Source organism: Acidithiobacillus sp. HP-2, from assembly GCF_015100155.1.
In the GTDB taxonomy this organism is placed as follows: Bacteria; Pseudomonadota; Gammaproteobacteria; order Acidithiobacillales; family Acidithiobacillaceae; genus Acidithiobacillus.
Genome location: NZ_JACKZA010000007.1, coordinates 21,876 through 44,593 on the forward strand (window position 1 = coordinate 21,876; position 22,718 = coordinate 44,593).

Sequence of the window (22,718 nt, forward strand, 5' to 3'; positions counted from 1 at the left end):
GACTCAAAGGATTATTGCACTTGGCGACAGCAGAAAATCTCCGCGACATTATTGTGACTGTTCTTGATGAACACAAAGCCCTCGATATCAAAGCCATCGACGTCCGTAAACAGACCGACATTACGGATTATCTGATTATTGCCTCTGGCACCTCCGACCGTCATCTCAAGGCCCTGGCTGATCATGTCATGGCCCGCATGCGCGAAGAGGGCGTTCGGCCACTGGGAAAAGAAGGGCTCAGCGTGGGTGATTGGGCACTGGTAGATCTCGGCGATGTGGTGGTTCACGTCATGCGCCCTGAGGTGCGCGATTTTTATCAGCTCGAACGGCTCTGGGGAGAACTTCCCCAGATGCGTGGGCAAAACGAACGCCGCTGATTATCGATGCGGCTCCGGATTCTTGCCATCGGCAACAAAATGCCAGTCTGGGTGGAAAACGGTGTCGCTGAATATGCAGCCAGAATGCCGCCACAGTGTCGGGTGGAATGGCGCGCCCTGCCAATGGCCAAAAGGGGGCGCAGTGGCGACCCGATCCGGTGGCGGCGTGAAGAAGGCGAGCGAATACGGAGTGCCACGCCTGCAGGGTCCGAGAAAGTCGCTCTGGAAGTGGGTGGCAAAGTACTGAGCAGTGAGGCCTTGGCGCAGCGGATGGATGCCTGGTTTCTGGGTGGCCGCGACGTCACCTTCTGGATCGGCGGGCCGGATGGACTGGACCCCGAACTACAGGCTGACTGGCAATGGTCACTGTCGGCATTAACTATGGCACATCCTGTTGTGCGGGTAGTTTTAGCGGAACAATTATATCGGGCCTGGAGCATTCAGGCCGGATTACCTTATCATCGTGGCGCAGAGGAGTGACGCTGACGTGAAGCAAATGTGGATAAAACCGGGAGTCATCCGGATAAGTATGGCCCTGACCCTGAGTCTCGGGCTGAGCGCCTGTGCGCAAATGGTCGAAGTCAGCCCCCAGCAGAGCAGTTCGGATGCCATTGCCGTGCAGGCAGGGCGGGAGCACATTCTGGCCCTTTCACCTGCCGTCAATGATGCCCAGCTTGCACCGGTTAAAAGCGCATTGACAGCGGCTCAATCCGCGCAGTCCCGGGGCGATTATCTCCTGGCAGAGCGCGAGACCCTGCTGGCAAAAGTATTACTGGATAATATTCAGGTTCGTCTCAAGAGCTCTCCCGGCAGCAGTCAGCGCCAGGCCCTGCAGAGCCAGATCGCCAATCTGCAAAGCCAGATCGCCGCAACCCACCAGCAAATAGATGCCACCAAGGCACAAATCGCCAAGGAGTCTCAATAATGCGCGCCCACGCCCTGCTTGCTGCCGCCCTGTTGTTGTCATTTCCCGCGCTGGCCAGTGCCGATGTCGCAACCACCCGGGTATTACAACAATCCCTGCAACGCCTGCAGAATGCCCAGCGCAGCGGACCCGCCATTTCACCCACTACCTTGTCGGGCTTGCAGGAATCCCTGCAAATGATGACCCGTGATCAGGTCAACCCGGCCATCTTTCAGGTCGACAAAGCCATTTTTGACGCCCGGATGGCCGGCCTGCAGGAACAACGCCAATCTATCCATCAGCAGACCAGCCTGAGTAAGCTACAACAGCAGGTTCAATCGCTGACCAGCCAGCATCAGGCCCTGCAGAACGAATATGCGCGACTGCGCCAGCAACTGGCCAGCAAAACCATGACCGGCGCGCAAACCCAACATTTGCAGGCAGAAATTCAACAACAAAAACAGATGCTACAGGCCGAAGAAAAACATCTCGCCAGCCTTGCCAAACAACCACCAGGTTCGCTAAACGGCTTATCCAGCAGTACCGCCATTACCAGCACCACGAGCCTGCCAGCTTATGGCAAGGCTTTGACCGTATATGCCCGGGTGCAGGCCGCCAGCGATGGCGTGCACGTCTCCATGCCCGCCGATAGCCTTTTTGGCAGCGATAACCGCCTCAGTAGTGATGGTGAACAACGTTTGCAGGCTATTTCCCGTATTCTCAAGCAAAGTAATGCCCATGAAATTCTGGTGCGGGTAGCGCCCCAGCCGCTGGGAGCCAATGCGGCCACCCAGCGCGCCGAAGCCATTTTGCGCAACCTGCGGCGTAATGGCGTCCCCGACCAGTCTCTGGCCCTGGCAACGGGTTCCGGCCTGGCAGCGGGAACCGCCGAGCTGCTTCTGGTGAATGCCAGCCCCACTTCGTGAGCAAGCTGATTCTGGCATCGGCTTCTCCCCGGCGACTGGCCCTGCTCCGGCAACTGGGCTATGACCCGCAGGTGCAGGTTGCGGATGTCGATGAAACCGCACAGGCCGGTGAACGCCCGGAAAATCTGGCGCAGCGCCTGGCGCGCAGCAAAGCCACGGCCCTGGCCGGAAGTCATCCAGAAAATCTGATCCTTGCCGCCGATACGGTGGTTGCCCTGGCCGGACAAGCATTTGGCAAGGCCCGCGACGCTGCCGACGCCTATGCCATGTACGCGAAACTCGGCGGGAAAGACCATCAGGTACATACGGCAGTTGCCCTGCTGCATGATGGACAGGTCGATGCAATCCTGCACAGCAGCACCGTGCGCCTGCGCAACATGAGCCCCCAGGAAATGGCGGATTACTGGGCCAGCGGGGAACCTGCAGACAAGGCGGGGGCCTATGCCATACAGGGCCTGGGTGCGGTTTTTGTCGAACATCTTCAGGGCTCGTTCAGTGGCGTCATGGGCTTGCCCCTTTTTGAAACGGCCCGGCTTTTAACGCAGTGCGGCTTTCCGCCACCCGCATTTTCAGGATCCACATGAGCGAAGAACTTCTCATCAATGTCACTCCCCAGGAAATCCGCGTCGCCCTGGTAGATAACGGCGTACTCCAGGAACTGCAGGTAGAACGCAGCGGCCATCGCGGACTGGTCGGGAATATATACAAAGGCGTCGTGCGCCGGGTATTACCCGGCATGCAGGCCGCCTTCGTCGATGTCGGACTGGATCGCACCGCCTTTTTGCATGCTGCCGACATTCAGGATGACAGCGAGGAACTGAATGGCGAAACCGACATTGAAACACGCCCCGGTCATCATGAAGTCCGCAATGTCTGTACCCTGTTGCACGAAGGTCAGGAAGTTCTGGTACAGGTCATCAAGGATCCGGTCGGCAGTAAGGGCGCGCGGCTGACAACGCGGATTACCTTGCCGGGAAGATACCTTGTTTACATGCCCTTTGTGCCCCGTATCGGGGTTTCCACCCGCATTGAGTCGCCGGAAGAACGATCCCGGCTCAAGGACGAACTCAAAGCCGCCATTCCTGCTGATGAAGCCGGTGGCTATATCATCCGTACCCTGGCAGAAGGGGTTGAACATCAGGACTTTGTCGGGGACATTGATTTTCTGCGCCGCCTGTGGAGTTCGATCCGCCGCCAGTTGGAAAACAGCAGTGCGCCCTGCCAGATTCACAGTGATTTGAATCTCGCCATGCGCATGATGCGCGATGTCATGTCGGACAACATCGAACGGGTGCGCATTGATTCCCGCGAGACTTATGAGGCGGCAGTGGGTTTTTGCCAGCGCGTCATTCCGGAAGTCGCCGACCGCATGGAGCACTATAGCGGCGAACGCCCCCTCTTTGATCTCTACAATGTGGAAGACGAAATTGAAAGGGCCTTGCAAAGCCGGGTCACCCTCAAATCCGGCGCTTACCTGATCATTGACCAGACCGAGGCCCTCACAACGGTGGATGTAAATACCGGGGGATTTGTCGGGCGTCGCAATCAGGAAGACACCATTTTCAAAACCAATCTGGAAGCTGCCGCTGCCATTGCCCGACAAATGCGCCTGCGCAATATTGGCGGCATGATCATCATTGATTTTATCGACATGAATGATGAAGAACACAAAAGACGGGTGCAGCGCGCTCTGGAAAAAGCCATTCAGAATGACCGCACCCGCTGCAATATCACCCAGATTTCAGCCTTGGGCCTGGTGGAAATGACCCGCAAGCGCACCCGCGAAAGCCTCCGCCAGACCCTGTGCGAACCCTGCTCTTATTGTCATGGTCGGGGTTTTCTGAAAACGGCAGAAACCATCTGCTACGAAATCCTGCGGGAAATTGTCCGGGAAAGCCGGGCTTATCCTGCCGAGCGTTTCGTCGTATTGGCTTCACCCATGGTTATGGAAAAACTGCTCGACGAAGAAAGCACCAGCCTTGCGGCACTTGAGGAATTCATCGGCCGCCCCATCAAGGTCCAGGCGGAAGCCACCTATACCCAGGAGCAGTACGACATCATTTTGATGTGAATATTGGACCTTGCGTGATAATCTGTGGCCGCAGGCGGGCATATAATTTTCGGGCTTAATATGGCACCCAGGGCGGCCGGCCCCGGAAAGGGACCATGTGCTTCGCGAAAAGCGATAATGGCCGCAGCACGCTTTACTCCCACACCTTTCAAACAACGCAACTGTTCGATACCGGCCTGGTTGATATTCACTTGGGGTGGACAGTTTTTACCTTTACCCCAGGCCATGTTGACACCCAGCAAGGTTGTCAGAAACAGCACCAAAACATAGCGCCACAACGACGGCATGCTAGCCTCAGCCCTCTAAGGCCGCCCGAATCTGATCTCCCATGGCAGCCAGCTCCGCTGCCGGAGTATCCGTAGCATGGGCAAAATTCAGGTCCGGAATAGCGTTCATGGGAATCAGATGGACATGGGTATGGGGAACTTCCAGTCCGGCAACCATCATCCCGACCCGCTTGCATCCGGTGACTTTTTCCAGCGCCGGAACCACGCGTTTGGCAAAGGGTAATAGTCCGGCGAGGGTCTGATCATCCAGGGTGAAAATATAATCATGCTCCTTTTTGGGAATAACCAGGGTATGTCCGGGACGGACTGGGCGGATATCCAGAAAAGCCAGATAATGTTCGTCTTCCAGCAGCTTCTGGGCAGGGATTTCGCCGGCGATAATACGGGTAAATAAAGTGGTCATGCTTCCTCCTTCAATTGTGCCAAAACCAATTCTGCAGCATCCAGGGTGGCCTTGATTTCAGCATCACCATGCGCCGCAGAAACAAACCCGGCTTCGTAGGCACTGGGTGCCAGATAGACGCCTTGCGCCAACAGCCCATGAAAAAAACGCGCATAGCGCTGGCTGTCGGCACGCATGACCGCATCAAATCCGCGTACAGGTTCGTCGCTGAAAAACCAGCCAAACATGGCCGGAACCTGATTAATCTGTAACGGGACAGAGGCAGCCTTGGCGCGCTCCGCCAGTCCGTCGCACAATTTTCGGGTTTGCACGGCCAGTTTGTCATGAAATCCCGGCTCGCTCAGCAATTGCAAAGTCTTTAGGCCCGCCGCCATCGCCACCGGATTCCCCGACAGGGTCCCCGCCTGATAAACCGGGCCGTTAGGGGCCAGATATTCCATGATTTCCCTGGGACCGCCCAGTGCCCCCACCGGCAATCCGCCGCCGATGATTTTCCCGAAAGTCGTCAAATCCGGACGCACCCCATAAAGGCTCTGGGCACCTCCCAACGCCACCCGGAAACCGGTCATGACTTCATCAAATATCAGGATCGTTTCATACTGGTCACAAAGGGTCCGCAGCCCTTCCAGAAAACCCGGTTCGGGAGGAACACAACCCATGTTGCCCGCTACCGGCTCGACGATGATGGTGGCCACATCAAAACCATATTGCTGCATCATTTGTTCTACAGCAGACAAATCGTTGTAAGGCAGAACCAGGGTATCCTGACTGACTTCCCGGGGAATCCCGGCACTGGAGGGCTGCCCCAGGGTCAGGGCGCCGGAACCTGCCTTAACCAACAAACTGTCACTATGGCCGTGGTAATTCCCCTCAAACTTGATGATTTTATCCCGGCCGGTATAACCCCGGGCGAGGCGAATAGCCGACATCACCGCTTCGGTGCCACTGGAGGTCATACGCAGCAACTCAATACCCGGGACCAGCCGGCAAACCATCTCGGCCATGTCTACTTCAATGGCCGTGGGGGCACCAAAGCCCAAACCCTTATCCACCTGAGCATGAACGGCGGCCCGGACCTCAGGATGATTATGACCGAGAATCATCGGCCCCCACGAGCCTACATAATCCAAATAGCGTTTGCCTTCCACATCCCAAAAATACGCGCCTTCGGAATGGTCCATAAAGATGGGATCTCCGCCCACACCACGAAAAGCCCGTACCGGAGAATTCACGCCGCCGGGAATACACTGCCGGGCTGCCTTGAATAAATCGTGAGAAGTCTGGGTCATTATTACTCCTTGGGAATATTTCCGGGATGATCAAATAATACCGCAAAGCGCCGGGCGGCCGCTTCTACCTGTTCCGAGGCAAACACCCCGGAAATCACTGCCAGGGCATCCGCACCTGCAGCAATCAGCGCTCCGCCATTATCCTCGGTAATTCCGCCAATGGCGACCAGTGGAATATTCAGTTCCGCTCGGGCCTTTCGCAAAACCTGCAGATCTACGCGAGGGGCCTGCGGCTTGCTCGGCGAGACAAAAAAAGCACCAAAAGCCACATAATCCGCCCCGGCACTGACAGCTTCCCGGGCTTTATCCAGCGAAGCATAGCAGGATACGCCAATGCACAGATCACGACCAAAGGCCTGGCGCAATTCGGCCACAGGCGCATCTTCTGCGCCGACATGCAGAGCCGGAGCCTGAACCGCTCTCACCAGATCGGGGTCATCATTCACCACAAACAGGGCACCATACTGTGTGCAAAGTTCACGCAAGGCACCCGCCTGCCGCCGTCGCCGCGCATGGTCCTGCCGGACGTCGCCCTTATCGCGATACTGCAGGATCCTTGCCCCACCCCGTAAAGCGGCTTCGGCCTTGTCCAGAAAAACCGCTTCCGGCATCCAGTGCGGATCGGTAATGACGTATAAACCGGCAATGGCCGGCTGCAACTCATTCCCGCCCATGGCTGCCTTGAGGATGACCAAATCGGTTAGGGAAAAACTGGCCCCGTCCCAAAGGATAGGCCGTACGCAGCGCTGCATGGGTGAAATCAAGAGCGGCTTCTATGGCCTGCAGCATGTCCAGGCCCTTGGCCAGACCCGCAGCAACCGCTGAAGCCAGGGTGCAGCCTGAACCGTGATATTGATGCGGGAGGCGTTCCTGAATAAAAGTCTGCTGCAGAATGCCCCCCCGAAAAACCAGGTTTTCCAGCTTCGGACCTTCGCCATGCCCCCCGGACAATAAAACCCATTGGGCACCCTGCGCATTGAGCAGGACTGCGGCGGCCCGCAAGTCTGCTGCACCCGTCAAAGCCAGCGCCTCAGGACCGTTGGGCGTGATAATGGTCACCCTGGGTAAAAGTTCGGTGCATATGGCCTCCCGCAATCCCATGCCCGCCAAAGAAGTACCCCCACCAGCCGTCATGACCGGGTCCAGCACCACAGGAATCTGCGGGTAAGCATCCAGGAGTTCAGCCAAGGCTCTGACCATCTCAGCGGAGCCCAACATCCCGATCTTGATCACCCGAACCGGAATATCATCCAGTATGACCTGAGCCTGCTGCAGGCATTCCGCCGGGTCCACCAGACTAAAGCGCTCAACATTGACTGAGTCCTGAATGGTCAGTGCGGTAATGGCGGTACAGGCGTGGACACCAAGACGGGCACAAGTTAACAGATCAGCCTGTATGCCTGCGCCAGCACTGGGGTCGGAACCGGCAATACTGAGCACAACGGGAGGTATTTCAGCGCGTTCGGGCATTAATATATTGTGCATGGACAAACCTCAAATCCGGCAGGAAAATTGCTTTCACTTGCCACGCAAATCCTATCCTAACGACATCATTCATGGAGGAAAACCACATGCGGCAATTGCCGGAGTTGAGTCTAGCAGAAAAACTGGTCCATACGGGATTTATTTTCCTGGTGGGGTTGGGCCTTTTGGTCGCAGAAGCCTATGTATATGTTACAGTAGGTGGTAATAATGGCTTTACCGTACATGCTGTTGCCGAACATTATTATGGCAATCGCAGTTCCAGCACGCTGCAAACTGTCCTGCCGCGCATGATGGGTTACGCAGGGATGTCGGCAGCCGATAAACCGAAAATGGTTGCCGCCGTCAATCACTGGATTGCTTCGGGCGAAACCGAGGCAGATTACAATTCGGCCATCAAACCCTTGATCGCCGGAAACTGTTTGAAGTGTCACAGTGTTGCCATGACCAAGGTCCTCCATAACCCGCCTTTGGTTACTTACGGTGATGTCAAAACCGTGGCCAGGGTCGATACGGGGATGAGCCTCAGTACCATGCTGCTGAACGGTATGATTCACCTGACCATGCTCGGCGTCATTTTTTGGGTGGCTGGCTGGATATTCAGCAAATCGCGCTTCCCCAACAGCATCAAATACCCTCTGATCATCCTGCCTTTTATTGCCATGCTTGTGGATTTCAGTGGCTGGTTCCTGACCCATCAGAATCCGGCTTTCGTCTGGCTGGTTCTGATTGGTGGAGCACTGTCCTGTCCAGTTGCCTTGCTGGAAATGCTCCTGAGCCTGATCCAGATGTGGTTTGTGAAACCGCGACTTCAAGCTGCCTGATCAAATTGCCTCCCCCCAGAAATGTCAGCCCCCGCATGGGGGCTGACAGGCTGTGCTGTATTTTCTGTGGATAACTTTGTGGATATATACCGCAGAACCCAGAATTTTAAGCTTTGTTCCATTACTGAAACAGGTTTTGCCTATTTTGTAACTTTATTTCTCTTTAAAAACCAATAAATTAAAAAACATACCGAAAGCATGTTAAGAACAAAGTGCCATAACCTCCTTATAAACACTTTGTGGAAAACTTATTCATTCCACTGCGGTTTCAGGGTGCCTGAACAGAACTCAAACGCCTTGCGCAGAGCCGGTTTTCCGAGCCTTCCCTGCAACCCGGGCAAACAGCCGATCATAAAGAGCAATGGGTAAATGCCGCAAAATCATTCCCACTATCCCCATCTGCCAGGGCACAACCAGCCAGGCCTGACCACGGTCGATGGCCCTGCGCATTCTCTGCGCCGCCTTCTCCGGAGCCATCAGCCAGGGCATGGGATAGTGATTAGCGGCCGTCATCGGGGTGGCAATGTAACCTGGAGCGATACAACAGACGCGGATACCCTGAACCCTCAATTCCAGTCGCAGACTTTCCAGATAGGCAATCACCCCCGCCTTGGATGCACAATAGGCAGCCGCTCCAGGCAGGCCGCGAAACCCGGCGACACTGGCAATTCCGGCAATGCGCCCACCCTGCGCCATATAGGGCAGGAAGGCCGTACAGGTGTTATCCATCCCGAGCAAATTGGTGGTGATGATTTCGGCAAAAACCGGACGATCATCCCGCTCCCTGGCCAGAGTCCCATGACTGATTCCTGCATTGGCAATCAACACGTTGATTTCACCAAATTCATCCGAAAAATTTAGCGCGGCCAGATCCAGCGTTGTCACATCACCCACATCAACTTTCAGCACCCGCACAACAGCCCCTCGCGACCGCGCCAGAGTCGCCGTAGCTTCAAGGCTCTGCAGACTGCGCCCCAGGAGTAACAACGGCCGGTCCGGTTCCGCATAAGCCAGCGCCAAGGCCTGTCCGATCCCACTGCCCGCTCCGGTAATTACGACAGATCCCTTCGCCATAAAATTTCTTCCTTTGTAAGATCAGCAAGATACCACAGTTAATGAATTGACCTGTTCCACTTCCAAAACAGGTCATAAATTATTATATAAAATATCATAAAAAATTATTTTTATTACTGTTAATTAATTATTTTTTTGTAAAATTTATAAAATAAAATAAATAAATAAAATATTTAAAAACATGATGGTAAACTATTAATATTGAGCTTTACAGGGATAAATAAAAAAATTTAGCAACGTTCAGTTAACAAATCCCGGCTGGCCAGATTATATACTGGCGCAGATCGTGTCACTTGGCTATACTGCAGCAACTGATTGTCGTGTCCAAACATCACGATTTTACCGCCCAGCACTCGACCAGGTTACGTATGAGCCGTGATTCAAACTTATCCGCGCTGCACAACGGAGATGCCCTCTGGGAAGCGCTCTGCATACAGCTGCAGGAACAGACAACACCTCAGCAGTTCAATACCTGGCTTCGCCCTTTGCGTGGCGAGCTGCATGGTAACGAATTTCATCTGTTTGCCCCCAACCCTTTTGTCATGCAGTGGGTCAGGGAACGGCTGATGGATTTGCTGGAGGCCGTTCTCGCCGAGCTGGCTCCGGGGATGCTGCTCCGCTTCAATCTGGATACGACAGCGGCGGCTCCTGCACCGGAGCCCCAAAGCAGCGCTGCGCCCAGCCCGGTCAGTACAGACCCGCGTAACGGCAATCGCCTCAATCCCGGCTTTTCCTTTCAATCCTACGTTGAGGGCAAGTCCAACCAGCTCGCCGTAGCAGCAGCGCGACAGGTTTCCGAGCATCCGGGTAAATCCTACAATCCCCTGTACATATATGGGGGAGTCGGCCTGGGTAAAACCCATCTCATGCAAGCCGTTGGCAATGCCATCCTCCAGCGTAACGCAGACGCCAAAGTGCTTTATGTCAGCGCCGAGGGTTTCATCATGGACATGGTGCGTTCTCTGCAACATAACACCATCAACGATTTCAAGCAGCGTTATCGCAAGCTCGATGCCCTACTTATTGATGATATTCAGTTTTTTGCTGGCAAGGATCGCACCCAGGAAGAGTTTTTCCATACTTTCAACGCGCTGTTTGACGGTGGCCGACAAATCATCATTACCTGTGATCGTTACCCCAAGGAAGTCGAACATCTGGAAGAAAGACTCCAGTCGCGTTTCGGTTGGGGTCTCACCGTCGCCATTCAGCCGCATGATCTGGAAACCCGTATGGCGATTGTTCTATGCAAGGCTGAAGAAATTGGCATAGAACTGCCCGAAGAAGTAGCTTTTTTCATTGCCGAAAAAATCCGCTCCCATGTTCGTGAACTGGAAGGCGCGTTAAGGCGGGTCGTCGCCCACGTCAACTTTACCCATAAGCCGTACAATCTGGATACTGCCAGGGAAGCCTTGCGGGATCTCATTGACGTCCAGAAACGCATGGTCAGCCTGGAAAACATCCAGAAAGTCGTTGCCGAATATTTTCATATACGTGGCTCTGACATGCAGTCCAAGCGGCGGAGTCGTAATATTGCCCGCCCCCGCCAAGTCGCCATGTCGCTCACCAAGGAACTCACCAATCACAGCCTGCCGGAAATTGGTGAGGCCTTTGGTGGTCGCGATCACACCACCGTACTGCATGCCTGCCGACAAATTGAAAAGCTTCGTCAGGAAGACTCTCAAATCAATGAAGATTATAACAATTTGCTACGGATACTGGGCGCATGACCGGATTAGGGAACAAGCTGTGGAAAAGCCCATGGAAAAGTACGGTGCTGAGCATGTATGAAAACTACCGCTCATTTTTATCCCCGATCATACCTGCTTATCCACAGCTTGCCGGCGCGATGTCTAGTGCAATAAAAATATTACTAACAAGGGCTTATATCGGTTTCCCACAGGCCTTCAGGGCCTTAATAATAATAATAGTTAAAAAGAAGAATATAATTTATTTAATTAATACCATAAGGAGCATTTCCTGATGAAACTCACCATGGATCGTGAAGACATACTGCCCATTTTGGCGAATATGGCGAATATTGCCGATCGCAGACCCATTCAACCCATTCTTGCCCATGTGCTGATCGAAGCTGCCGGACAACATTGCCGCTTCATCGCCACGGATCAGGAAGTGCAGCTCAGTGTAGACAAGGATCATCCCGTAGATACTCCCGGAACTTGCGCGGTTCCTGCCCGTAAACTTTATGATATTTGCCGGGCATTACCCGAACACACCCCTCTGGAGTTTCACAAGGATGGCGAAAAACTGTTACTGAAAGCCGCTAAAAGTCGCTTTACCCTGCATGTACTGCCCGCTGAACAATTTCCCTATCTCAATATTCACAGCAGTCGCTGCCAGGGTGATTGCGAAGCCGCTTTATTGCGGGAAGCCCTGGCCGTAACCGCCAACACCATGGCGCAAAATGACGCCCGCATCTTTCTGAATGGGGTACTTCTCGAAGTACAAGGTCAGGAAATGCGCCTGGTAGCCACCGATGGTCATCGCCTTTCCATGATGACCCTGCCATTTGCCAATAGTCTGGAAGAAGAAAGTTTCCAGTGCATTCTTCCCCGCAAAGCCGTCATGGAATTACTGCGTATTGTCAACGGTGGTAATATTCATCTCTCTCTTTCTGATACCAGTTTTGTACTGGATGATGGTTATCAGCAATTTGCCTGTAAACTGATCGATGCCAAGTACCCTGATTATCGGCGGGTTATTCCGCAAGGACATCCTTTTTTCGCAATACTTGATCGCCAAAGCTTCAAAAGCGCCCTGCAACAAAGTGAAGTACTGGTCAGCGACCGTAATCCCACCACCCAGGTCCATCTGGGCAAAAATCTGATGACCTTGAGCAGTCGTAACGAAGAACAGGAAGAAGGAGAAATCGAACTTTCTGTAGAATATCAAAATGATGAAATGAACATTGCCTTCAACAGCCGCTATCTCACCGATAGTATCCAGATTTTTTCTCAGGAAAATATTCGCATGCGCATCAAGGACGGCAACAGTGCAGCCGTTTTCACACCGCTGGACTCAGATAACCCGGTTTATATTTTGATGCCGGTGCGGCTCTGATCCAGTCCTGAAAAAACCTGCCTGATGACCCTGGAGACTCTGCAAATTCAGTCGTTGCGTTGTATTCAGAATTTACAACTCTCCACCCATGCCCGGTGGAACTGGTTGATAGGTGCCAATGGTGCAGGAAAAAGTACGGTCCTCGAAGCCCTTCACATTCTGGGTACCGGCCAAACCTGGCGGCATGGACCGCGCCACGTTTTGCGCGAAGGCGATGCGGAATACCTGCTCAGTGCACGGATGTCTGATCATTTCCTGGCAATGCGCAGACGTGGCGAAGAGCGGGAAATACGTTATGATGGGGAGTCTGTCCATTCAGCCTGGGAATTGCTGGATATCCTGCCTCTGCAAAGTCTACATGATGATAACAGTCATTTTGTTGCCGGCACGGCAGATGATCGGCGACGGATCATGGATTGGGGAATTTATTATGTGGATCCATACTACGGCACTGTTTTTCGGGAATATCGTCGCGCCCTGGCACAGCGTAATGCCTGGCTGAAAAAACCCCAAGGCAAAAGTCCCTGGGATTCGGCATTGGCTCTGGCCGGAGAAGGTATTCAGCAACGCCGTCAGGATTATCTGACACGCATAGAGCCTTTTCTGCAGAAACTCTGGACCAGTTGGTCTGGCGCTGCAGAGATATTGGGTCTGCATCTGCAGAGTGGCTGGAAAGAAGGATTGGCCTTGCAGGAAAGTCTGCAGCGCGATCTGGGACAGGATCGGGAAATGGGATATACCCACAGTGGACCACACCGGGCCAATCTGGTTTTTCGGGTTCGCCAGAAAATGGCCCTGGATATTCTTTCCCGTGGGCAGTTGCGCGTATTGGGCCTTGCCTATCGCATTGCGCAGCTGCTTCTGCTCAGGGAAGCCGGTTTTGCTTTGCCGACCCTATTGATTGATGATTTTGCGGCCGAACTGGATGAATCCGCCAGAAACTGGTGGGTTGAACAACTGAATGTGCTGAATATACAGGTTTTTGCTGCGGTGACTGCAGCCGGACAAATACCGGCAGGTGTTCAGGGCAGTCATTTTTATCTGGCCCAGGGCCAGCTTGAAAAGGAAATAGTAATATGACGCAAAAGTACGATTCTTCCAGTATCCAGGTGTTGAAAGGGCTGGAAGCAGTACGAAAACGCCCGGGCATGTACATTGGCGACACTGATGATGGCAGTGGCTTACATCATATGGTTTTTGAGGTGGTAGATAATGCCATTGATGAAGCGCTGGGTGGGCATTGCGATACCATTGTGGTCATTATTCATGATGATGGTTCGGTCAGCGTCAGTGATAACGGACGGGGTATTCCGGTAGATGTTCATGCCGAAGAAGGTCGCTCCGCCGCTGAAGTCATCATGACCATCCTGCATGCCGGTGGCAAGTTTGACGATAACTCCTACAAAGTCTCGGGTGGATTGCATGGTGTCGGCGTTTCTGTAGTGAATGCCCTGTCCATTTCCCTGCAGCTGCGCATTTACCGGGATGGATTTGTCTGGACCCAGTCCTATGCGGATGGCGCCCCTCTGGCGCCTATTGCCCGGGGCGAAGCATCCACCCGGCATGGTACCATCATCCGTTTCAAACCTTCTCCGGAGGTTTTTGCCGATACCCAGTTCCACTTTGAAATTCTCGCCAAACGCCTGCGCGAACTGGCTTTTCTGAATTCCGGAGTACACATCACGCTCCTGGATGAACGTGTGAACCGGGAAGAAATTTTCCATTACCACGGCGGCATCCGCGCCTTTGTGGAACATCTCAACCGCAGTAAAACCGCCATTCATCCGCATGTGATCAACCTTGCTGGCGAACGTGACGGGATTGTTGTAGAAGCAGCGCTACAGTGGAATGAAGGCTATAACGAAACGGTGCTGTGCTACACCAACAATATTCCCCAGAATGACGGTGGAACCCATCTGGCCGGATTTCGCGCCGCCCTGACCCGTACCCTCAACCAGTATATGGAAAGAGAAGGAACCCTGGCCAAAGCCAAGGTTTCCGTCACTGGTGACGATGCCCGGGAAGGATTGACGGCGGTACTTTCCGTAAAAGTGCCAGATCCCAAGTTCTCTTCACAAACCAAGGACAAACTGGTTTCCAGTGAGGTGAAACCGGTGGTCGAATCTTCCATGGCCGAGGCCCTCACCATTTTTCTGGATGAACATCCCAAGGAAGCCCAGGCTATTGCCGCGAAAATCGTCGACGCCGCCCGGGCCCGGGAAGCCGCCCGCAAGGCGCGTGAATTGACGCGCCGCAAAGGGGCTCTGGATATTGCCAACCTTCCGGGTAAACTGGCCGATTGTCAGGAAAAAGACCCCAGTCTTTGCGAAATTTATCTGGTGGAAGGAGATTCGGCAGGGGGTTCTGCAAAACAGGGCCGGGATCGTCGTCATCAGGCCATTTTGCCCCTCAAAGGAAAAATTCTGAATGTCGAACGGGCACGTTTCGATAAAATGCTGTCTTCGGATGAAATCGGCACCCTCATTACCGCTCTGGGCACGGGTATCGGCAAGGAAGATTTTAATCTGGCCAAGTTACGTTACCACCGCGTCATCATCATGACGGATGCAGATGTGGATGGCAGTCATATTCGTACCCTGCTGCTGACTTTTTTTTACCGGCAGATGCCGGATCTGGTGGATCGTGGTCATGTATATATTGCCCAGCCCCCTTTATACAAGGTTAAAAAAGGCAAAGACGAACGCTATATCAAGGATGATACGGAACTGGCAGCTTATTTGCGTGAAATCGCCATGCATGGTGCTGAATTTCACCTTTCCGCAAATAGTGAAGCCATCAGTGTGGATCAGCTTGCAGGCATGATGCGGCAATACCAGAATATTGAAGCCCTGGTGCAGCGTCTGGAAAGGCGTTATCCCGCCACCCTGCTCTGGGCGCTGGCAACCCTGCCGCCCATTGCTGCAGAAACCGCCCGTAATGATGACTGGGACCAGTTTGCGGAAGGGCTACGAACTGCCCTGAGCGCAACAGCTTTACCCGCAGAACACTATCAGGTCGAGAAAATCGGCGAAGCGGACGGATTACGCCTGGTGGTCCGGCGTGAACATCATGGCAGTCAGGAAGTCCGCTTTTTTGACCAGGATTTTTTCGCGGGCGGTGAATACCGGCATCTGGCTGAATATGCGAAAAATATTGAAGGCAACATGCATCCTGGCGCCGTGATCAAAAGGGGCGAGAAAAATCGCGTGGTTCAGCGTTTCCGGGAGGCGATGGACTGGCTTTTGGCAGATGCCCGGAAGGGCGTGGAAATTCAGCGTTATAAAGGTCTCGGTGAGATGAATCCGGAGCAGCTCTGGGAAACCACCATGAATGCGGAAAACCGCAGACTGGTTCGGGTTGATGTGGAAGATGCCATCGCGGCTGATGAGGTGTTTTCCATGTTGATGGGTGATGCGGTAGAACCGCGTCGGCGTTTCATCGAAGAAAACGCCCGCTTTGTATCGCGACTGGATATTTAGCCGGTAAACCGGCTTCAGGCGGCGACATCCTGATCAAAACGCAACGTGATGGGCCAGTGGATAATTTCCATCCGGCCATCCATGTGTTCGACCAGCGCCGTACAGCTTTCTACCCAATCGCCATCATTGTAGTAAAGTATTCCGTCAATGCTTTTTTGTTCAGCATGATGAATATGGCCACAAATAACCCCAGCATAACCCCGGCGGGCGGTTTCTTCGGCAAGCAGATGTTCGTAGTCGTTGATAAATTGCACGGCCTTTTTGACCCGGTACTTGATGTAGGCACTCAGGGACCAGTGCCGGCGCAGACCCAGACGACGGAAGGCGGATTGCAGCAGGCGATTGAGCCAGAGTAACAGGGTATAACCATGATCACCCAGATGAATCAGCCAGGTAGCATAGCGCATGGCCGCATCAAATTGATCCCCATGAATCACCCAGAGTTTTTTTCCATCGGCGGTTTCATGAACCGTCTCACTGAGAATGGCAATATCGCCCAGGGAAATGCTCTCATCATCCTGACCCTGAACATAATCAGAGAGCAGCTCATAGACGGGATCATGATTTCCGCGAATATAGCGGACCTTAACACCCGAGCGCGCCAGACGCAGGATTTTCTGGACGACAGTATTGTGGCTGCGCGGCCAATACCAGCGTATCTTGAGTCGCCATAAATCAATGATGTCGCCGACCAGATATAATTGCTGGCAGGAATTGTGGCGCAGGAAGTCGAGCAGACTTTCTGCCTGACAGCCCCGAGTTCCGAGGTGGATATCGGACAGGAAAATACTGCGGTAATGAGACATGGTTTCGTCCTGAAAACGTGACATGTGTCTATAATGCCAGCAAAATGTGACAGTTTGATGAAAGTGGATGGCGTGTATGCCTCTGCGCGAATGGGGAGATGCGGGTGCTGAATTTAGTTGGTTTTGAATATAAAGAACTTTTTACAGATGCGGGCATTGCGCGCCTGGATCAGGAATTTCTCGACAGTCTGAACAAAGCGGATAGTTCACTCGCCGAAGCCCTGCATGATTACCGGGCTCAGGGTTTGCTTCCGGCGAGCAAGGAACAAAGCGAATTTCTGCTGCGCCTGGCGCCCCATGTGGAACAGTTTATTACCCGCTTATTCGCCCTGGAAAAAGAAGTATCCGAATTACAGGCACAAACCCGCAGCCATGATGTGGTCATGGATTTCAAAAAGCATTTTGTGCTGCGTCGCGCCCGGCGTTATCGCGGAGAATTTCCGGAGACTTTTGCGGATTTGGATCAATGGCTGGATAGCCAGATACGCCAACGCGCCTGGCCGGATACGGATCGTGAGTGGGCGATTTCCCGGCTCGGTGAAGATTGGCTTAAGGATGAAAATACCCATGCTGAGGAGATTCAGCGCCTGACCCAATGGTGTGCCCTGATCCTTCAGGATCCCCAGGCTGCTCTGGCGGTTACAGGTTGGTCGAGCTTCCGTTTGCCCCAGCGCGTAGATCATGAGGCCCTCGTACCACTCAAAAAGCTCGATCAGGTCCCCGGTACACCATTTGTGGCGCCCGACGGCACCCTGCGTCGCCGCGACAGTTTTCATCTGACGGATTTGCGCATGGACCCGCGCAGTGTGCAGAGCGAAGTCCATTATTGTCTCTATTGTCATGATCATGATGGCGATTTTTGCTCCAGAGGATTCCCCGAGAAAAAAGGCGTGCCGGAACTGGGCCTGAAGGTTGATCCTCTGGGCGTGACCCTGACGGGCTGTCCTCTGGAAGAAAAAATTTCGGAAATGCAGATTCTCAAACGGGACGGACTGAATCTGGCCGCATTGGCCATGGCCATGGTCGATAATCCCATGGTTCCCGCTACCGGCCATCGCATCTGCAATGACTGCATGAAAGCCTGTGTGTACCAGAAGCAGGACCCGGTCAACATTCCCCAGGTTGAAACCCGCATTTTGACGGATGTCCTCAACCTCCCCTGGGGGATTGAGCTTTATGATTTGCTGACCCGCTGGAATCCCTTGCGCGCCGTTCAATTTGCGGCACAACCGTATAATGGGCGCAAGGTGCTGGTGGCCGGCATGGGGCCGGCGGGGTTCACCATGGCTCAACACCTGCTGCAGGAAGGCTGTGCGGTAGTGGGTATTGATGGTCTGAAAATCGAACCGCTGCCGGAAGCCTGGCTGACCGCGCCGATTCGTGACTGGAGCACCTTGCAGGAAGACCTGGACGAGCGGATTCTGCTGGGTTTTGGCGGGGTGGCGGAATATGGTATCACCGTGCGTTGGGACAAGAACTTTCTCAAACTCATTTATCTGACTTTAGCCCGGCGTCCCGGCTTCCAGATTTTTGGGGGCGTGCGTCTGGGTGGCACCATCACCCTGGAAAATGCCTGGTCTCTGGGGTTTGATCATGTCTGTATTGCCACGGGCGCGGGTTTGCCCAGGGTGGTTCCCATGGGCGAAAGTCTGGCCCGGGGCATGCGTCAGGCCAGTGATTTCCTCATGGCCCTGCAGCTGACCGGTGCCGGGAAAAAGAGCAGTCTCGCCAATTTGCAGGTCCGTTTGCCCGCCGTGGTCATTGGTGGTGGTCTCACAGCGGTGGATACTGCCACCGAAGTACAGGCCTATTATATTCGTCAGGTTGAAAAAGTCCTTGCGCGTTATGAGCAGATGTCCCAGCGTGTCGGTGAAGAAAAAATGCGTGCCGGACTTTCTGCCGAAGACACAGAAATTCTCGAAGAATTTCTTGCCCACGGGCGCGCTGTCCGCCAGGAGCGGGAACGCGCAGAGGAAACCGGCGAATCCCCGAATTTTGTCCCCCTGATTCAATCCTGGGGCGGGGTCACGCTGGCCTATCGCAAGGGTATGCGGCAATCCCCGGCGTATACACGCAACCATGAAGAATTGATCAAGGCCATGGAAGAGGGCCTGTATTACGCAGAGGGTCTGGACCCCCTGCGTGCCGAACTGGACACCTATGGACACATTGCCCACATGGTTTTCCGGCAGATGCGCGAAGCCGAAGGCCGTTGGCTGACCAGTGATCAGGAGTTGCGTTTACCTGCTCGTGCGGTATTTATTGCGGCGGGAACCGTACCGAATATCATTTATGAAAGGGAGTATCCCGGTACCCTGCTGCTGGATGGGGATCATTTTCAGACCCACGTCGCCCACGGCAAGAGCGCTCTCCAGGCAGTGCAGGTGGCTGAACACTGCAAGGCACCCGAAGCCGGCCCGTTTACTTCCTACACAGATGGGCAGGCGCATCGCGTCAGTTTCATTGGTGATACCCATCCGGTGTTTCATGGTAGCGTGGTCAAAGCCATTGCCTCGGCAAAAGCCAGTTATCCGCAGGTCATGCACAGTCTTAATGCCCTCGCTCCGCTAACCCAACATAGGCTGCTGGACTTTCAGGAAAACTTGCGGGATTTGCTGACCATGCGGGTGCTGCGCGTGGATCGCAGTAATCCGGCGGTAACCGAAATGTGGATTAAAGCCCCTCTGGCCGCCCGCAATTTCCGGCCTGGCCAGTTTTTCCGGCTGCAGACTTTTGAAAGCCATAGTCCGGTTGTGAATAATACCCGCCTGCAGATTCCGGTTCTGACCGTCAGTGGTGCCGGCGTCGAAGATGATGCGGTGCGTCTGATGGTACTGCAATGGGGAACCGGACCGCGTCTGGTAGGGAGCCTGGAACCCGGTGATCCCTTGATATTAATGGGTCCCACTGGAGCACCGACAGATATTCCCCAGAATAAAACCATTCTGGTGGTGGCAGGACGCTGGGGTGCTGCGGTCATGCTGGATATCGGTCCCGCGCTGCGTGCTGCGGGTAATCGGGTTCTGTATGTCGCCGCTTTGGGTAAAGCCAGTGAACTGGATAATCAGGCGGAACTGGAAGAAGCGGCGGATCAGATTATCTGGTGTACGGGGAGTGGTCCCCTGATTACAACGCATCGTCCTCAGGACTTGAGTGTTGAAGCCAGTGATATGGTGGAGTTGTTACGTGCTTACGGAGTCGCTGAACTTCCCGGTCAGAGTACGGTGCTGGGGGCGGTAGCCTTGGATCAGGTGGATCGCTTGATGGTCATGGGCTCTACCGGATTATTAAAAGGCTTTCAGCAGGCCCTGAAAGGATCTCTCAGTGCTTATTTCCGCAGTGATCTGGAAGCGGTAGCCACGGTAGGAAGCCCGATGCAGTGTATGCTCAAAGGTGTCTGCGCCCAGTGTTTGCAGTGGCAGATTGATCCGGAAACCGGTAAACGGACCAAAGCAGTATTTTCCTGCGCCGGCCAGGACCAGCCCCTGGCATGGGTGGATCTGGATAATCTGACGGCACGCCAGAGTCAGAATCGCTTGCTGGAAAGAATATCCAGTCAGTGGCTGGATCATTTGCGCGCTGAGAGTAATTAGCCTAAAAACGGCAGTTGCCGTGGGTGCTTTTTGCTCCATTGTTCCTCGCCTGTTGTTCTATGGCTCATCCTGCTGTCAGGAGAGAACTCGCCCTGCGGGCTCAAACAGCTCTCCTGACGGGCGCAGGATTTCACCAAGAACAACAACGGCTCGAAACAAAAGTCGCGGCAAAGCACCAACGGCAACTGCCGTTTTTAGGATTAAAGCTAAATACAGCCAAAAGCGGCAGTTGGCCTGGAGGGTGTTTTGCAGCGACTTTGACCTGAGCCTTTGATAAAAACTTAATGCTGATCAGGAAACAGGATGTTCAGCTCCAGCACCTCAAAGTCGCCTTTACGTTCCATGCTGACCTTGATGTTGTTTTTATCCACGGGAATATACTTGGCAATAACTGTCAGTAATTCTTCTTGCAGGGCAGGCAAAAAATCAGGTCCCCCTTCCTCCCTTTCATGGGCAAGAATAAGTTTTAAACGGTCTTTGGCCACATTGGCCGTTTTCTTCCTGGAGCCTAGAATATAATCAAGTATGGACATGTCAGCCTCCAAAAAGCTTTTTGAAAAAACCCACTTTCGGAGCCTGAATAAATCGGAGGGGTTTTTCTTCGCCCAGGAAGCGGGCCACTACATCCTTATAGGCTTCAGCCACATCGGTGTTTTCCATGTGCACTGCGGGAATACCCTGGTTGGAAGCCTGCAGTACCACTTCTGACTCGGGAATGACACCCAGCAGTGGCGTCCTTAATAATTCCTTGACGTCTTCCAGAGAAAGCATTTCACCGTCTTCCACCCGCTTGGCGGAATAACGGGTCAGCAGCAAATGTTCCTTGACGGGTTCTTCTCCCTGTTCGGCGCGACGTGAGCGTGCAGCAAGAATCCCCAGAATCCGATCGGAGTCGCGCACTGACGAAACTTCCGGGTTGGTGACGACAATCGCCTCATCGGCATGATACAAGGCCATGAGCGCTCCTGATTCAATGCCAGCTGGCGAATCACAGACAATATAATCAAAGTCTTTGCGCAGTTCGTCCATAACCGTGGTAACCCCTTCAACGGTCAGGGCATCCTTATCGCGGGTTTGTGATGTGGGGAGTACATACAGGTTTTCGCAGTGTTTGTCCTTGATCAGGGCCTGTTTAAGCTTTGCCTCACCCTGAATGACATTGATGAGATCGTAAACCACCCGACGCTCGCAACCCATGATGAGATCAAGATTGCGTAAGCCCACGTCAAAATCTATGACGACCGTTTTATACCCGCGCAGCGCGAGACCGCTGGAAAAAGCTGCGCTGGTAGTGGTTTTACCGACGCCACCTTTTCCTGAAGTTATGACGATTATTCTGGCCACGTTTCTTGTCTCCGGATCATTATGAATTTAAGGGGGTAATATGCAGTTGCTCGTCGCGGCTGTAAACCTGCGCAGGTTTTCCCCAAAGAGGGTGGTCCGGTTCGAGGGTTCGATATAACCCTGCGATGGAGACGAGTTCTGCCTCCAGCGCCATGCAAAATATACGGGCATTTTCATCTCCGTTGACGCCGGCCAAAGCGCGACCACGCAGCGGTCCGTAAACATGAATGTTGCGGTCAGCGATGATTTCGGCTCCGGCGTTGACGGTTGCCATACAGACCAGATCGCCATTACGCGCATAATTGCGTTGTCCACTGCGCACCGGGTGTTCAACCAGCAGACCGGCAGATGGTGCTGGGTTGGGAGCAGGAGACGGCTGGCTTATGGTTGCTTCGGGGTTCACCGGAGCGCGCTGGGCCTGTCCACGCAATACCGGAAGGTGAAAGGATGCGGCCAGCAACTGATGGGTTGTTGCGGCATTGCGAATGCCTACGGGCATCCAGCCTGCGGTCCTTAATACCTGGATGATTTTTTCGAGTGCCAGTGGGGCTTCTTCAGGAATACCGCTCAGATCCAAGACCAGCGGTGATTCCTGATGGAATGCCGCAGCAGCAGGATGACGGCGGTGTTCTTCGTCAATGCACGCCTTGAGTAAGGCTGGGTCATTACTTTCCAGCTGTAAAACAGAAAGCGTAAAGACGCTCCCGCTCAAGCGTAAAGGAGGAAATTCGGGAGAGCCCGCTTCTGTTTTTTTAGCAGACATGTTTCACGTGAAACATTT

The 22,718-nt window shown here is 53.8% G+C and carries 23 protein-coding genes; 13 read left to right on the forward strand and 10 right to left on the reverse strand.

Features of this window, described 5'->3' with window-relative positions:
• Positions 1 to 20: 20 nt before the first annotated feature.
• From rsfS to rng, 6 genes are read left to right on the forward strand one after another with little or no spacing between them, the layout of a single operon-like run.
• Entirely contained in the window at positions 21 to 377 is a 357-nt protein-coding gene (rsfS, locus tag H7F11_RS06785; RefSeq protein WP_010640473.1) for a ribosome silencing factor, read from the forward strand.
• Positions 378 to 383: 6 nt separating this feature from the next.
• Complete coding sequence (rlmH, locus tag H7F11_RS06790) at positions 384 to 857, forward strand: 23S rRNA (pseudouridine(1915)-N(3))-methyltransferase RlmH (protein WP_193650246.1); 474 nt, start codon at positions 384 to 386, stop codon at positions 855 to 857.
• Positions 858 to 873: 16 nt separating this feature from the next.
• The gene (locus H7F11_RS06795; protein ID WP_193650321.1) at positions 874 to 1,302 is read left to right on the forward strand and encodes a hypothetical protein; all 429 of its coding nucleotides are present in this window, start codon (positions 874 to 876) and stop codon (positions 1,300 to 1,302) included.
• Positions 1,302 to 2,207, forward strand: coding sequence for a hypothetical protein (locus H7F11_RS06800; RefSeq protein WP_193650247.1), 906 nt, complete (start codon positions 1,302 to 1,304; stop codon positions 2,205 to 2,207). Before H7F11_RS06795 ends, H7F11_RS06800 begins: the two co-directional genes overlap by 1 nt.
• Positions 2,204 to 2,791 carry a Maf family protein gene (locus H7F11_RS06805; RefSeq protein WP_031572663.1) on the forward strand — a complete coding sequence of 196 codons (588 nt, stop codon included), beginning with the start codon at positions 2,204 to 2,206 and terminating at the stop codon, positions 2,789 to 2,791. Before H7F11_RS06800 ends, H7F11_RS06805 begins: the two co-directional genes overlap by 4 nt.
• Positions 2,788 to 4,278, forward strand: coding sequence for a ribonuclease G (gene rng / locus H7F11_RS06810; RefSeq protein ID WP_193650248.1), 1,491 nt, complete (start codon positions 2,788 to 2,790; stop codon positions 4,276 to 4,278). The genes H7F11_RS06805 and rng overlap by 4 nt, the downstream gene beginning before the upstream one ends.
• Here the strand turns inward: rng and H7F11_RS06815 are convergent.
• The 5 genes from H7F11_RS06815 to thiD are packed head-to-tail and all read right to left on the reverse strand — an operon-like array spanning position 4,242 to position 7,742.
• Positions 4,242 to 4,565: a ComEA family DNA-binding protein gene (locus tag H7F11_RS06815; protein WP_193650249.1), complete on the reverse strand. Its 324-nt coding sequence runs from the start codon at positions 4,563 to 4,565 to the stop codon at positions 4,242 to 4,244. The two genes, rng and H7F11_RS06815, sit on opposite strands and share 37 nt — an antisense overlap.
• Before the next feature lie 7 nt (positions 4,566 to 4,572).
• Positions 4,573 to 4,968: an HIT family protein gene (locus tag H7F11_RS06820; RefSeq protein ID WP_193650250.1), complete on the reverse strand. Its 396-nt coding sequence runs from the start codon at positions 4,966 to 4,968 to the stop codon at positions 4,573 to 4,575.
• The gene (gene hemL / locus H7F11_RS06825; protein WP_193650251.1) at positions 4,965 to 6,257 is read right to left on the reverse strand and encodes a glutamate-1-semialdehyde 2,1-aminomutase; all 1,293 of its coding nucleotides are present in this window, start codon (positions 6,255 to 6,257) and stop codon (positions 4,965 to 4,967) included. The genes H7F11_RS06820 and hemL overlap by 4 nt, the downstream gene beginning before the upstream one ends.
• 2 nt (positions 6,258 to 6,259) lie before the next feature.
• Positions 6,260 to 6,931, reverse strand: a complete 672-nt coding sequence (gene thiE, locus H7F11_RS06830; protein WP_193650252.1) for a thiamine phosphate synthase — start codon at positions 6,929 to 6,931, stop codon at positions 6,260 to 6,262.
• Positions 6,918 to 7,742 carry a bifunctional hydroxymethylpyrimidine kinase/phosphomethylpyrimidine kinase gene (thiD, locus tag H7F11_RS06835; protein ID WP_193650253.1) on the reverse strand — a complete coding sequence of 275 codons (825 nt, stop codon included), beginning with the start codon at positions 7,740 to 7,742 and terminating at the stop codon, positions 6,918 to 6,920. Before thiD ends, thiE begins: the two co-directional genes overlap by 14 nt.
• An 86-nt stretch (positions 7,743 to 7,828) precedes the next feature.
• Here thiD and H7F11_RS06840 point away from each other — a divergent pair, with 86 nt between their 5' ends.
• Complete coding sequence (locus H7F11_RS06840; protein ID WP_193650254.1) at positions 7,829 to 8,563, forward strand: hypothetical protein; 735 nt, start codon at positions 7,829 to 7,831, stop codon at positions 8,561 to 8,563.
• A gap of 288 nt (positions 8,564 to 8,851) precedes the next feature.
• Here H7F11_RS06840 and H7F11_RS06845 read toward each other — a convergent pair whose 3' ends face one another.
• On the reverse strand, positions 8,852 to 9,637 hold the full coding sequence (locus H7F11_RS06845; protein WP_193650255.1) for an SDR family oxidoreductase: 786 nt from the start codon (positions 9,635 to 9,637) through the stop codon (positions 8,852 to 8,854).
• Positions 9,638 to 9,930: 293 nt separating this feature from the next.
• Here H7F11_RS06845 and dnaA point away from each other — a divergent pair, with 293 nt between their 5' ends.
• Genes dnaA through gyrB form a run of 5 tightly spaced genes read left to right on the forward strand, consistent with a single transcriptional unit; the run spans position 9,931 to position 16,194 of the window.
• Entirely contained in the window at positions 9,931 to 11,364 is a 1,434-nt protein-coding gene (dnaA, locus tag H7F11_RS06850) for a chromosomal replication initiator protein DnaA (RefSeq protein WP_227485329.1), read from the forward strand.
• The gene (locus H7F11_RS06855; protein ID WP_193650256.1) at positions 11,361 to 11,618 is read left to right on the forward strand and encodes a hypothetical protein; all 258 of its coding nucleotides are present in this window, start codon (positions 11,361 to 11,363) and stop codon (positions 11,616 to 11,618) included. The genes dnaA and H7F11_RS06855 overlap by 4 nt, the downstream gene beginning before the upstream one ends.
• Positions 11,618 to 12,715: a DNA polymerase III subunit beta gene (gene dnaN, locus H7F11_RS06860; protein WP_193650257.1), complete on the forward strand. Its 1,098-nt coding sequence runs from the start codon at positions 11,618 to 11,620 to the stop codon at positions 12,713 to 12,715. Before H7F11_RS06855 ends, dnaN begins: the two co-directional genes overlap by 1 nt.
• Positions 12,716 to 12,739: 24 nt before the next feature.
• Positions 12,740 to 13,795, forward strand: a complete 1,056-nt coding sequence (gene recF, locus H7F11_RS06865; RefSeq protein ID WP_193650258.1) for a DNA replication/repair protein RecF — start codon at positions 12,740 to 12,742, stop codon at positions 13,793 to 13,795.
• Positions 13,792 to 16,194, forward strand: a complete 2,403-nt coding sequence (gyrB, locus tag H7F11_RS06870; protein WP_193650259.1) for a DNA topoisomerase (ATP-hydrolyzing) subunit B — start codon at positions 13,792 to 13,794, stop codon at positions 16,192 to 16,194. The genes recF and gyrB overlap by 4 nt, the downstream gene beginning before the upstream one ends.
• Before the next feature lie 14 nt (positions 16,195 to 16,208).
• Here the strand turns inward: gyrB and H7F11_RS06875 are convergent, their stop codons facing one another.
• Positions 16,209 to 17,024 carry a UDP-2,3-diacylglucosamine diphosphatase gene (locus H7F11_RS06875; RefSeq protein WP_193650260.1) on the reverse strand — a complete coding sequence of 272 codons (816 nt, stop codon included), beginning with the start codon at positions 17,022 to 17,024 and terminating at the stop codon, positions 16,209 to 16,211.
• A 74-nt stretch (positions 17,025 to 17,098) separates the two neighbouring features.
• Between H7F11_RS06875 and H7F11_RS06880 the strand changes: the two genes are divergently transcribed.
• Entirely contained in the window at positions 17,099 to 20,593 is a 3,495-nt protein-coding gene (locus H7F11_RS06880) for an FAD-dependent oxidoreductase (RefSeq protein WP_193650261.1), read from the forward strand.
• 281 nt (positions 20,594 to 20,874) lie between these two features.
• On the opposite strand, the gene minE is transcribed toward H7F11_RS06880, so the two are convergent.
• The 3 genes from minE to minC are packed head-to-tail and all read right to left on the reverse strand — an operon-like array spanning position 20,875 to position 22,700.
• Entirely contained in the window at positions 20,875 to 21,126 is a 252-nt protein-coding gene (gene minE / locus H7F11_RS06885; RefSeq protein WP_010640915.1) for a cell division topological specificity factor MinE, read from the reverse strand.
• Between the two features lies 1 nt (position 21,127).
• Positions 21,128 to 21,937 carry a septum site-determining protein MinD gene (minD, locus tag H7F11_RS06890; protein ID WP_193650262.1) on the reverse strand — a complete coding sequence of 270 codons (810 nt, stop codon included), beginning with the start codon at positions 21,935 to 21,937 and terminating at the stop codon, positions 21,128 to 21,130.
• Positions 21,938 to 21,956: 19 nt separating this feature from the next.
• Complete coding sequence (minC, locus tag H7F11_RS06895; protein ID WP_193650263.1) at positions 21,957 to 22,700, reverse strand: septum site-determining protein MinC; 744 nt, start codon at positions 22,698 to 22,700, stop codon at positions 21,957 to 21,959.
• Positions 22,701 to 22,718: the final 18 nt, after the last annotated feature.